Source organism: Streptomyces sp. Da 82-17 (genome assembly GCF_046098215.1).
Taxonomy (GTDB): domain Bacteria; phylum Actinomycetota; class Actinomycetes; order Streptomycetales; family Streptomycetaceae; genus Streptomyces.
The window spans coordinates 1-11978 of sequence record NZ_JBJURH010000015.1; the positions used below are offsets into that span (position 1 = coordinate 1).

The 11978-nt window shown below is 73.0% G+C and carries 9 protein-coding genes and 1 tRNA gene; 3 read left to right on the top strand and 7 right to left on the bottom strand.

The window, feature by feature from the left end; genetic code table 11:
• A partial coding sequence (locus ACIDOF_RS24005) for a HAMP domain-containing protein (protein ID WP_409008283.1) occupies positions 1 to 727 on the bottom strand: 727 nt, incomplete at its 3' end.
• 273 nt (positions 728 to 1000) lie between these two features.
• Between ACIDOF_RS24005 and ACIDOF_RS24010 the strand changes: the two genes are divergently transcribed.
• The gene (locus tag ACIDOF_RS24010) at positions 1001 to 2836 is read left to right on the top strand and encodes a SpoIIE family protein phosphatase (protein WP_409008131.1); all 1836 of its coding nucleotides are present in this window, start codon (positions 1001 to 1003) and stop codon (positions 2834 to 2836) included.
• Positions 2837 to 2932: 96 nt separating this feature from the next.
• On the opposite strand, the gene ACIDOF_RS24015 is transcribed toward ACIDOF_RS24010, so the two are convergent.
• Positions 2933 to 3006: transfer RNA gene (locus ACIDOF_RS24015), tRNA-Pro, on the bottom strand.
• A gap of 94 nt (positions 3007 to 3100) precedes the next feature.
• Here ACIDOF_RS24015 and ACIDOF_RS24020 point away from each other — a divergent pair.
• The gene (locus tag ACIDOF_RS24020) at positions 3101 to 3604 is read left to right on the top strand and encodes a DUF309 domain-containing protein (protein WP_409008132.1); all 504 of its coding nucleotides are present in this window, start codon (positions 3101 to 3103) and stop codon (positions 3602 to 3604) included.
• 159 nt (positions 3605 to 3763) lie between these two features.
• Complete coding sequence (locus ACIDOF_RS24025) at positions 3764 to 5833, top strand: MDR family MFS transporter (protein ID WP_409008133.1); 2070 nt, start codon at positions 3764 to 3766, stop codon at positions 5831 to 5833.
• A gap of 240 nt (positions 5834 to 6073) precedes the next feature.
• On the opposite strand, the gene ACIDOF_RS24030 is transcribed toward ACIDOF_RS24025, so the two are convergent.
• The 5 genes from ACIDOF_RS24030 to ACIDOF_RS24050 all read right to left on the bottom strand — a co-directional run bounded on the left by ACIDOF_RS24030 (position 6074) and on the right by ACIDOF_RS24050 (position 11971).
• Complete coding sequence (locus ACIDOF_RS24030) at positions 6074 to 6715, bottom strand: response regulator transcription factor (RefSeq protein WP_409008284.1); 642 nt, start codon at positions 6713 to 6715, stop codon at positions 6074 to 6076.
• A complete protein-coding gene (locus tag ACIDOF_RS24035) occupies positions 6712 to 8526 on the bottom strand; it encodes a sensor histidine kinase (protein WP_409008285.1) in 1815 nt (604 codons plus the stop codon). Before ACIDOF_RS24035 ends, ACIDOF_RS24030 begins: the two co-directional genes overlap by 4 nt.
• A 69-nt stretch (positions 8527 to 8595) precedes the next feature.
• The gene (locus tag ACIDOF_RS24040) at positions 8596 to 10395 is read right to left on the bottom strand and encodes a VanW family protein (protein WP_409008134.1); all 1800 of its coding nucleotides are present in this window, start codon (positions 10393 to 10395) and stop codon (positions 8596 to 8598) included.
• 261 nt (positions 10396 to 10656) lie between these two features.
• Positions 10657 to 11238 carry a hypothetical protein gene (locus ACIDOF_RS24045; RefSeq protein WP_409008135.1) on the bottom strand — a complete coding sequence of 194 codons (582 nt, stop codon included), beginning with the start codon at positions 11236 to 11238 and terminating at the stop codon, positions 10657 to 10659.
• Between the two features lie 157 nt (positions 11239 to 11395).
• Positions 11396 to 11971 carry a TetR/AcrR family transcriptional regulator gene (locus ACIDOF_RS24050; RefSeq protein WP_409008136.1) on the bottom strand — a complete coding sequence of 192 codons (576 nt, stop codon included), beginning with the start codon at positions 11969 to 11971 and terminating at the stop codon, positions 11396 to 11398.
• Between the last annotated feature and the right edge of the window lie 7 nt (positions 11972 to 11978).

Genomic DNA, 11978 nt, shown 5'->3' on the forward strand with positions numbered 1-11978 from the left:
CGCCCTCGGTGCCCACCTCTCGGGCCACGCGGGTGACCTCGTCGGCGAAGGCGCGCAGCTGGTCGACCATCGTGTTCACGGTGAGCTTGAGTTCGAGCAGCTCGCCGGTCGCCTCGACCGTGACGTGCTGGGTGAGGTCGCCCTGCGCGACCGCCGTCGTCACGACCGCGATGTCGCGGACCTGGGCGGTCAGCCGGGAGGCCATGCCGTTGACGGCCTCGGTCACATAGCGCCAGTCGCCGGTAAGCCCCTGCACCTTCGCCCGCTCGCCGAGCCGCCCCTCGTTGCCGACCTCGCGGGCGACCCGGGTGACCTCGCCGGTGAACAGCGAGAGCTGGTCGACCATGCGGTTCACACCGCGCCCGAGCCGCCGCAGGTCGCCGCGCAGCTGCCGCTTGCCGTCGTGCAGCTCCACCCGCTGGGTCAGGTCACCGTCCGCGACCGCGTCGAGCACCCGCGTCACATTGCCCACGGGCACGACCAGGGCTTCGAGCAGCGAGTTCGCCGCGTCGACGTTCGTGGTCCAGGCCCCGTGCCCGGGGCTGGCCGCGAGCCGCTCGTCCAGGCGGCCGCCCCGGATCACCTCCTGTCGTACGCGCTGCAGCTCGGCGGCCATGTGGGCGTTGCGCGTGACGATCTGGTTGAAGACCTCCACCAGTTCCGCGTGCACGCCCTCGGCGCCGGGCTCGGCCCGTACGGAGAAGTCGCCGTCGCGGAAGGCCTTCATCGTCGCGAGCAGGGGCCGCAGCTCGGCGGCGCAGGCGTGGTCCTGCGGGGTTGCGGCGGGGTACGGGCCGCCGCCGGTCCGGGACTCCTGGGCCGCTGCGGACCCGGGCGCGCGAGGAGGGGCCTCGCGCCGGCCCTGCTCATGCTCCATGGCGAAATACCCCTTGATGCCCCTAGATGACCCTCATGCACGTTAGGAGCGTGTTAGTAACGCTAGTCCGATTTAGGTTACATTCATTGGGCTGAGCGCCCAGAACCGAGCCGGGAGGCGCCCGTGCGGTCCTCCGCCGACCCGCTTGCTTCCGCATCGTGGATCCGTCTGCCCGCGGACGAGCTGGCGCCTTCCGCCGCCCGCAGATTCCTCCGCGCCGCCCTCAGCGACCTGGCCGCACCGGCCCTTCCCCGAGTGGCCGCGGCCGTCCGCGAGCGGCTCGTGGGCAACGCCGTCCTCCTCGTCAGCGAGCTCACCACCGCGGCCGTCGTCCGCGGCGGCTTCGAGGTCGACGTCGGCTGCCGCCTGGAGACCGGGTTCGACCCGGCGAACAACGGCCGGCAGTGGGCCGCCGTCGTCGTCGAGGTGCTCGACCGCCATCTGTCGGGCACCGACCTGGGCGGGCCCGAGCTGCGCAGCAAGCTGCGGGGGCACGGACTGCAGTTGCTGAGCGCGCTCGCCGAGTCCTGGGGCGTGACCTGCCGGCAGGCCGAGGAGACCGTCTGGTTCCGCCTCGACACCCTCCTGGACGGCCCGCCCGAGCCCGACGCCCCGCCCGCCCCCGCCCCGGCGACCGCCGCCAAGCCCCCGCACCCCGACCACCAGGGCCAGGCCGACGGCTACGACCAGGCAGGCGCGTCCTTCATCGCCGAGGTCAGCGAGCTGCTCGCGGGCCAGCTCGACGAGGACATGGTCACCGCCCTGACCGGCCAGCTGCTCGTGCCCCGCCTCGCCGACTGGTGCGCGGTCTGGCTGACCACCACCAACCGCAGGATGCGGCTGTCCCGCGTCTGGCACCGCGACGAGCAGCAGATCCGTACGCTCCGCCGCGCCCTGGAGCAGGAGCGCCCGCCGCCCAGCACGCTCAGCACGACCGCCCTGACCTGGCCCTGGCCGGAGGGCGCGGACACCACCGAGCGGGGCGGCTCGGCGCTGATGTTCCCGCTGGTCGCGAACGCCCGCTGCCACGGCGCCCTGCTCATCGGCCGCGCGGGCCGACCCCGGATGACGGACGCCGTCGTCCGCCTCACCCAGGACGTGGCGCGCAGGGTGGCCCAGGCCGTGGTCACCGCCCGCCACTACACCCGGCAGGCCGACATCAGCCACTCCCTGCAGCGCCGCCAGCTGCCCACGTCGCTCGCGTCGATCCCGGGCGTCGACACGGCGATCGTGTACGAGCCGTGCGGCGAGGGCCAGACGGTCGGCGGGGACTTCTACGACCTGTTCCCGATGGGCGAGCGCCGCTGGTGCTTCCTCCTCGGCGACGTGTGCGGCCACGACCTGGAGGCCATGTCGGTCACCGGCCTGGCCCGCCATCTCGTACGGCTGCTCGCCCGCGAGGGCCACGGCGTGGAGGCCCTGCTCGACCGGCTGAACCTGGCGATGGCCGAGGAGGGCGCGGAGGCGCAGGCGGTCGGCGGCGAACAGGCCGGCTCCCGCTTCCTCAGCCTGCTGTACGGCGAGCTGGAGCCGGACCCGGCCTCGGGCGGGGCCCGCGTCACGGTGGCGAGCGCCGGGCATCCGCTGCCGCTCCTGCTGTCGGCGGACGGGACGGTCACGCAGGCCGCGGAGCCGCAGATGCTGCTCGGCATCGACGACAAGGCCGAGTTCCGCGCCAACTCCTTCCACCTCGCACCCGGCGAGACCCTGCTGTGCGTGACCGACGGGGTGACCGAACGCCGCCGCGGCAACCGGCAGTTGGACGACGACGACGGCCTGGCCGAGCTCCTTCGCGGCTGCGTCGGCCTGGGCGCGAAGGCGGTCGCGGAGCGCGTACGACAGGCGGCGCACGAGTTCAGCCCCGAGCCGATCGACGACGACCTGGCGGTGCTCGTCCTTGAGGCCAGGCCGGTGCTCGCGGCGCCGGGAGCGGCGTTCGCGGCGGGGGCGTCGAACTGAGCCCGCGTCATACGGCGGGCGGGGAAGGTCCGGGAACGACCGAGGGGCTGCTCCAGATCTCTCTGGAACAGCCCCTCGGACCGCGACTTCGAAAAGTCGGGACGACAGGATTTGAACCTGCGACCCCTTGACCCCCAGTCAAGTGCGCTACCAAGCTGCGCCACGTCCCGGTGCCCGCTCGCGGGTGTTGCCCGCGCCGTGCAGTAAGTACCTTACCTCACCCCGGACCTGCGCCGATCACCCCCGCCCGGCCACAATCGGAGGGTGCAGAACACCTCCTCACCCCAGCCCCCCGACCGCGACCGCGACGCCGAGGGCCGGGCCCGCAACGCCCGCCCCCGCGACGGCCTCGGCCGGCCGCTGCCGTACGGGACGCCCGGCGTCGACCGGCAGCCGGAGGGTGTCGTGCGCACCCCGGCGCAGACCCTGGCCGAGGCGCAGGCGCTGCTCGACCGGGGCCGGCCGTTCCACGCGCACGAAGTCTTCGAGGACGCCTGGAAGTCGGGCCCCGAGCGGGAGCGTGCGCTGTGGCGGGGGCTCGCGCAGCTGGCGGTCGGCCTGACGCACGCGGCGCGCGGCAACGCGACGGGCGGGGCGCGGCTGCTGCGCCGCGGCGCCGCCGTGATCGCGGCACAGCAGCCCGCGCCGTACGGGATCGACGTGCCCGGGCTGGGCGTCTGGGCCGAGGAGTTGGCGGCGCGGGTCGAGCGCGGCGAGGGACCGGTGGACGCGGCGGACTGCGCACCGCTGCTGCTCGGGAGGGCGTGACCGGCGCGGCGCCTTCCCCGCGAGGTCGGCGGGCAGCCTGACTCTCCTCGTACGGTCGCGCAAGCGCTGGGCGGCCGGTGGTGACGGCCGGGGCGGAAGGGTCACCGGGACGGCCCCGCGCGGCGGGCGGTGGTACGTGGGGCGCACAAGAGTTGTGCCGTGACCACCAGTGCCGAGGCCGCCCCCGCCCCTGCCCCCGCGCCGCCCGTGCTCGACGCGCGCACCCGCAATGTCGTCTTCGTGACGATCGTGCTCGGGGTGCTGCTCGCCGCGCTCGACCAGACCATCGTCGGGACCGCGCTGCCGACGATCGTCGCGGACCTGGGCGGCGGCGCCCACATGTCGTGGGTCGTGACCGCCTATCTCCTCGCCGAGACCGTGTCGACGGTCCTGGTCGGCAAGTTCGGCGATCTCTTCGGCCGCAAACTGATCTTCCAGATCTCGGCGGTCGTGTTCATCACCGGCTCGTTCCTGTGCGGCCTGGCCACCAACATGTCGCTGCTGATCTTCTGGCGCGGCCTTCAGGGCATCGGCGCGGGCGGCCTGATGGTGACCGCGATGGCATTGATCGCCGACGTGATCCCGCTGCGCGAGCGGGGCAAGTACCAGGGCGCGATCGGCGCGGTCTTCGGCGTCTCGACGGTCGTGGGCCCGCTGCTCGGCGGCCTGTTCACGGACCACCTGTCGTGGCGCTGGGCGTTCTACGTCAACGTGCCCATCGCGATCCTCGTGGTGATCTCGGCGGCGAAGACCATCCCGAGCGTGCGGTCGGCGGTCCGGCCGGTGATCGACTACCTCGGCATCGCCCTCGTCGCCGCCGGGTCGAGCGCCCTGATCCTGGCGACGAGCTGGGGCGGCAACGAGTACGCGTGGGGCTCGGGCGTCATCATCGGCCTGTTCGCCGGCGGTGCGGTGGCGCTCGCGCTGTTCTGCCTGGTGGAGCTGCGGGCGGCCGAGCCGATGCTGCCGATGCGGCTCTTCGCCAACCCGGTGTTCACGGTCTGCTCGATCCTCAGCTTCGTCGTGGGCTTCGCGATGCTCGGCGCGATGACGTTCCTGCCGACGTATCTCCAGTACGTGGACGGGGACTCGGCGACGGTCTCCGGGGTGCGGACGCTGCCGATGGTGGCGGGGCTGCTGATCATGTCGATCTTCAGCGGCAACGTGGTCAGCAAGACCGGCGCGTACCGGATCTTCCCCATCGTCGGCTCGCTCGTCATGGCGTTCGGCCTCTATCTGCTGTCGCTGATGGGCGCGGGCACGAACGCGTGGCTGGAGTCGCTGTACATGTTCGTGCTCGGCTCCGGCATCGGCCTGTGCATGCAGGTCCTGACGATCGCCGTGCAGAACACCGTGGAGTACGCGGACCTGGGCACCGCCACGTCCGGCGTGACGTTCTTCCGTACGCTCGGCAGCGCCTTCGGCACCGCCGTGTTCGGCACGATCTACGCCAACACCCTGGAGCCCAACCTCCGGGAGGGCATCGGCGCCGCCGCGCGGGCGGGCGGGGATCCGGCGGCGCTGGCCGGGGCCGCGCAGAGTCCGCAGGGGCTGCACGCGCTGCCGGACGCGCAGGCGGCGCCGATCATCGCCGCGTACGCGGACACGCTGCAGACGGTGTTCCTGCTGACGGTGCCCGTGGCGGTGCTCGGGTTCGTGTTCGCGCTGTTCCTGAAGCAGGTCGAGCTGCGGGACAGCGCGCGGCTCTCGTCGTCCGACATGGGCGAGGGGTTCTCGTCGCCCGCCTCGACCGGGGACTCCGCCAAGCTCCTCGAACTCGCCGTCGGGAAGATCATCCGCGCCGCGGGTCCGGCGGAGGCGCGCGGGGTGCTCGCGGCCTCCGAGTCCCGCCTCGACGTCGCGGGGGCCTGGGCGGTCATGCAGGTCGAGCTGCTCACCCGGCTCGTCGGGCACGCCAGCCTCGGCCTGATCGCCGCGCGCCGCGAGGTGCCGCCGGAGGTTCTCGTGCCCGTCTTCGACCGGATGGTCGACGAGGGCTATCTGAGCCGCGAGGGCTCGTTCTTCGCGCACACCGCGGCGGGCGCCCGCGAGGCCGCCGTGATCCACCAGGCCTGGAGCGACTGGCTCGGCGACCGCCTGGAGGAGGACCGCGGCCGCCCGGCCGGCCCCGAACTGCGGGCCGCGACCGACGCCTGCGCGAAGCGCCTCCTCGCCGAGGACCTCGCGCAGGGGATGCCGGGGGCGGCCCGGCAGCGGGTGTCGACCTGACGCCCCGGGCCGGTGTCCGGTCGACGGCCGCGACCCCGTCGTCGACGTCCCAGGTCAACGCCCCCCGTACCGGGCGGTATTCAGGGCTTGCCCTGATGTTCCGTACGGCCCGGCCGCCTAGTTTTGGACATCCGGCACCGCTCCGCACCGGGCAACACGGGGGTACGGGGCAACGGGGGCATGGTCACGGGTCACGGGGGCCCGGGGCCTGCGCCCGGTCGCGGAGCGGCAGTCGGGGCGTCAGGAATCGCGCAGGTAGGCGAGGACGGCAAGGACGCGGCGGTTGTCCTGCGCGTCGGCGTCGATGCCCAGCTTCGTGAAGATGCTGCGGACATGCGACTCCACCGTCTTCGCCCCGATGACCAGTGCCTGGGCGATGGCCTGATTGGATCGGCCCTGCGCCATCAGCGCGAGCACGTCCCGCTCGCGCCCGGTGAGTTCGGCGAGCGCCTGCGCGGCGCGCGCCCCGGCCATGAGGTGCGCGACGACATCGGGGTCGACGACGGTCTCCCCCGCCGCCACCCGGTGCAGGGACCGGCCGAGCTCCTCGGCGTCGGCGACGCGCTCCTTGAGGAGGTAGCCGAAGCCCCGCCCGTCGTCGGCGAGGGCCCGCACGGTCGCGGTGGTCTCCACGTACTGCGACAGCAGCAGGATGCCCGTGCGCGGATGCCGGGCGCGGATCGCGGCCGCCGCGCGCAGGCCCTCGTCGGTGTGCGTGGGCGGCATCCGGATGTCGAGCAGGACGGCGTCGGGCCGGTGCCGGTCGACGAGCGCGAGCAGCGGCCCGGCCTCGCCGCAGTGCGCGGGCACGTCGAAGCCCTCGTCGGCCAGGAGGCGTACCAGCCCCTGGCGCAGGATCGCCGAGTCCTCGGCCACGATCACCCGCACGGCAGCTCCGCTCGTACGCGCGTGCCGCCGCCCGCCGGGCTGTGCACGCTCAGCACTCCGTCGACGGCCGCTATCCGGTCGGCGAGCCCGCTCAGGCCCGAGCCGCGCGAGGTGTCGGCGCCGCCGACGCCGTCGTCGACGGTCTCGACGACCAGGGTCGCGCCCTGCCGCCGTGCAGAGACGCTGACGGCCCGCGCCCGCGCGTGCTTCGCGGCGTTGGCGAGGGTCTCGCAGACGGTGAAGTACGCGGTGGTCTCCACGACCGGGTCGTACCGCCCCGGCTCGGCGGCCACGACGACCGGCAGCTCGGCCTGGCGCGCCAGCTCCGCGAGCGCCGGGGCGAGCCCTTCCCGGGTCAGTACGGCGGGGTGGATGCCGTGGGCGAGGCCGCGCAGCTCCTCCAGGGCGAGGTGCAGGCTCTGCTCGACCTCGGCGACGGAGCCGCGCACCTTCGCGTCCGGGTGGTCGGCGACGCCCTTCGCGACCCGGCGCAGCGCCATCAGGGCGAACACGATGCGGGCCTGCGCTCCGTCGTGCAGATCGCGTTCGAGCCGGCGGCGCTCGTCGTCGGCGGCGCGCACGATGCGGGTGCTGACCTCCTTCGCCTCGGTGCGCAGCCAGGCGTTCTCCAGGCCCAGACGGACGGCGGCGGCCACGGCGGCGAGGAGTTCGGGTTCCTCGGCGAGCGCCGGGTCGTGGTCGAGGACGGCGAGGGGGGTGCCGCGCGCGGAGTCGACGCGGGTGGCGCGGGCGCCTTCGGCCCGTACGGTCCGGCCGTCCTCGTCGACGTACCGGCCGGTGCCGTTCCGATCGTCTCCGTTCGAGTCGGGCCCGTTCTGACCGGTGCCGTTCCGACCGCTTCCGTTCGGGTCGGGGTCGGTCGGGCCGAGTCCCTTCGGGGCCTGGTGCCAGAGGCCGAGGCGGAGCGAGCTGTCGCCGAGGACGCGGGCCAGGACTGCTCGCATCCCTGCCGGTGACGGGTCCGCCCCGATCTCGATGACGAGCCCGCCGACCTCCGCCTGCTGCAGCCGCATCCGCAGCAGCCCGACGAGGAACGCGACCGGCACGGCGACCTGCGCGAGGTCGGAGAGCAGCAGCACGAGGTCGGCGCCGAGCCCGTCGAACCGGGGCAGCGCGAGCAGCACGATGTCCCACAGGACGAAGACGAGCGCGATGCCGATGGCCACCCAGACGGGCAGCAGGGCGCGCCGGCGCGCGAGGGAGGCGCGCCGCCAGCGGTGCACCACGGCGACGACGGTGAGCACGGAGATCACCAGCGCCAGCCCGCGGTACGCGAGGTCGACCGGACCGAACAGGCCGGTGGCGCTGTCGACGAGCAGCGGGTTCGGGCCGCACGCGTGGCAGTCCAGGTAGGTGGCGTCGGGCGCGCGGGCCGGATCGTAGGTGAGCGCGCGGAGCAGCCCGCCGACGGCGACGATCGCGTACGCGGCGAGGATCAGGCGGCGGGTGCGGACGCCGGTGGTCCGGCCGTCGGGGAAGGTCAGGACGAGGTGGGTGAGGACGGCCAGGTTGAGCCCCTCCCACCAGGCGCCGAGCGCGAACAGGGCGGGTACGGAGGTGCCTTGGAGGTTGCCGATGAACCAGGTGACGCCCTCGGCGACCATCAGCGGGCCGGTGCGGTTGGCGGGCCTGTGCCACCAGGCGACGAGCCCGGCGCCCGCGAAGGCGAGCCCTACGGACAGGTCCCGCACGATGTCGGCGCCGTCGGCTCCTGCCTGCGCGTACGCCCAGGCGCCCACCGCGGCCGCCCCGAGCGCGACTCCGCCTGCTGCCCCCACCCTCATCACGGCCCACACGCTAAGCCATGCCCGCCGTGGCCGGACCCCCCGGTTCCGTTCGGGTGGGCCGAGGCCTCACTCGTCCGTCGCCCGCTGGTCCGCCGCCTGCTCGTCGGCCGGCTGCTGCTCGGCGTCCGCCGGCTTCGGCTCGTCCGTCGGCTTCGGCTCGCAGGTGATCTTGTCGCGCGGGGTGTAGTGCGTGCGGAACGGTTCGCGCTTCACTTCCTGACCGTCGTTCTTGAAGATCCGCTCGATGGTGATGTCGAAGCCCTCCAGCGGCGTCTGCGGCTCGCACTGCTTGCCGGTGTTCTCCCGCTCCTTGGGCTGCTTGACGTTCTCGCGCGGGCCCTGGGTGGCGAGGACCTCGTCGTACTTCTTCGTGCCGAGGAACGTGACGGTCACCGAGGTGTCCGTGGACTCGGCCTGGATGTAGATCGCGTTGCCGGAGTCGTTGAGGAAGCGCAGGTCGAGGCTGCCCCAGGCGACGGTGGCCTCGCGGCCCTCGGGGTAGCGCTCGATGTAGAAGGAGTGCGCGCCGTGCTCCAGGGGCTTCACGCCGGCGAAGAACAGCGCGTTGTACATCGTCGTGGCGACCGCCGAGACGCCGCCGCCCGCGGCCTTCGCGTACTGGTCGTTGAGGATGATCGTGCCGTCGACGAAGCCGTTGGCCTTGGTGCGCTCGCCGACGGTGCGGTTGAAGCTCCATGTCTCGTTCGGCATGACGAGCGAGCCGTTGATCAGCTCGACGGCCCGGCCGATGTTCTTCGTGCGGTACTCGGCGGGCTCGAAGTTCACGGTGAACGACGACATCTTCTCGGTCAGGCCGAGCTCGGCGGCGTTCTCGCGGGTGATCTGCGGCTGCGTCGTCTTCGTCGCGACCTCGCCGGTGCGCGCGGCGGCGCCGCTCTTGGTGAGCAGCGGCATGACGGCCTTGCCGAGGGCCTTGGCGGTGACCTCCTGCCCGGCCCGCCCGTCACCGGCGACGACGACGCGGTCTCCGTCGAGCCGCAGCTGGGCGTTCTCGGGACCGCCGGTGAGACGCGCGAGGGGGTCCGCGACGTCGGGGTTCTTGATCAGGCCCTCACTGTCGAGGCGCGGCCGGAGGCGGCCGGAGTCGTCGGCCTTCATCTTGAGGTGCTCGCCGAGCGTGGACTGCGCGATGGTGAGCTCGCTGTCGCCGACGCCGAGGGTGACGGGCCCGGACATGGCGGGCTCGGCGAACTCCTTGAGCGCCCGCTCGGTCTCCTTCGCGCTGACCTTCGGCCGGGTCTCGCGGGTCGGCAGCTCCGTCTCGTCGACGGGCTTCTCCGGCAGGTACGCGGCGCGCAGGGCGCCGACCGCCTCGTCGACGTCGAGGGTGTGGCCGGTACGGGCCTCGCGCACCTTTGCCTTGCCGTCCTTGAAGGTGACGGCCCCGTCGCGGACCTTCTGCCGGTGCTCCTCGCCGAGGTCCCGGAGAGCGGCGCGGGCCTTGGGCTCGTCGACGTGGACGACGGGTTCGACGTCACCGCCGGAGCGGAAGAGCCCGCCGATCACAGTGACCGGGTCGGCCCCGTCGCGGGCGGCCTTGTCGACGGTCGCCTCGACGTCCACGCCGAGCCCCGCGGCGGCCGGGTCGACGGAGTCCTCGCGGTCGCCGATCCGCACGGGCAGGGACTTCGCGCCCTCGCCGGCGACGAGCTCGCGCTGGAGTTTCTCCTCGGCGGCGGCCCGGCTGAGCCCGCCGATGTCCACGCCGCGTATGCGTGTGCCGGGGTCGATGCCGTCACCGTTGACCAGGGTGCCCGCCAGGTAGAGCCCGCCTGCGCCGACCGCGAGGACACCTCCCGCGATGGCGGCGGGGTGCAGGTACGCGGGGCGTATTCGGTGCTGCATGGAGCTCCCTCGGAGACGGCGGTACAGATCCCGGCAGTGTTCGGGGCAACCGATCAAGTACCTCATATTCGGGCATTAGCCCCATAGGGCGCACCTCACATCCGGACAAACCACTACGCCCGGTACACGAGTGCGCACAGCCACGGGCCGCCACAGTCACCCGACGTCACGATCACGCACGGTCACCCCGCTCGTCACTACCCCGCTCGTCACTACCCCGCCCGTCACTACCCCGCCCGTCGCCCCTCCAAGAGTCCTCCGTCACCCCTCCAGGAGTTCCGCGTGCTCCTCCGCGAAGCCGTCCACGTAGCGGTCCATCCACGCCACGAACCGTGTCTGGTACGCCTCTTCGGCGGCGAGCACGATGCCGCCGGGGTCCTCGTCCGCGCCGAGGCCGAAGTGCCGCTTCAGCCAGGCGAGATAGAGCTCGCGGGCCTCGCCGGAGCCACGCCCGTCGGCGGCGTCCTCCTCCTCGCCGGAGAAGGAGATCCCGTCGTGGAACACGTACACACAGCGGTCGCAGGCGAGGAGTTGGAGCAGATCGCGCAGCGTGGCCGCGACGAGGTGGACGCCGCCCTCGTCGCCGAACGCCACGATCGGCAGGTCGGCCAGGTCCTCCCGGTCGTCCACGCGCCATATCGCGTACAGCGAGCCGGAGCCGTTGGCCTGCCCGAACACCCGGAAGCGGTCGAGGAATGCGGGGTCGGCGGACCAGGTGTCGATCCCGGCGGCCGAGCCGAACTGCTCCATCTCGAAGCCCTGCGAGAAGTAGTCGGCGAGGCCGCTGCTGAAGGCGTGCAGCAGATTCAGCTCGGGCACGGGCGAGTACACGTCGTCGGTCATGCGAGCGACACTACGACCCGGCACTGACAATCCGGCCCGCACGCCCGGCAGTTGAGGCCCGGAGCGCTCTCCGCTCGGCCGATGCCGCGCCGACGCCCTCCGCTCGACCACCGAAGCGGCACTCTCCGCTCGACTACTGAAGCGGCCCCCCGCTCGACTACTCGCCCGGCGCGCTGCGCTCCACGAGCACGTCGATGATGTGGTCGATGCCGTGCGGTTCGAGCAGTGCGGGCACGGTCAGGTCGTCGACGATCACGCCGAGCATCGCCAGGTACAGCAGCAGCACGGTGTCGCGGTCGCCGGGCAGGCCCGCGTCGAGGTGCCAGGAGATGTTGTCGTCGAGGAGTTCCGTGAACGTGCGGGTCAGGTCCTCCTGCAGCTCGGGCCTGCGCGTGGCCTCCAGGCGCAGTTCCAGCATGGCGAGGTGGCTGCTGCGGTCGCCCCGCATCCGCTCGACCAGCTCCCGCAGCAGCGTCGCGGTCAGCTCACGGCCGGGCTCTGCCTTCATGGTCTCGGCCATCGCGACCGGGTCCGGAGTGAGCCGTTCCTTCGTACGGCCCATGATCTGGCGGAGCAACTCGGCACGATTGGCGAAGTAGTTGGTGGTGGTTCCGGTGGGCACTCCGGCAGCCTTGTCGACGGCGCGCAGCGTCAGGCCGCGCGACCCCTCCTGCGCCAGCACCTCGATCGCGGCGTCGAGCAGCGCGGTCCGCCGCGCGGGATTCTGTCGCACAGGGATC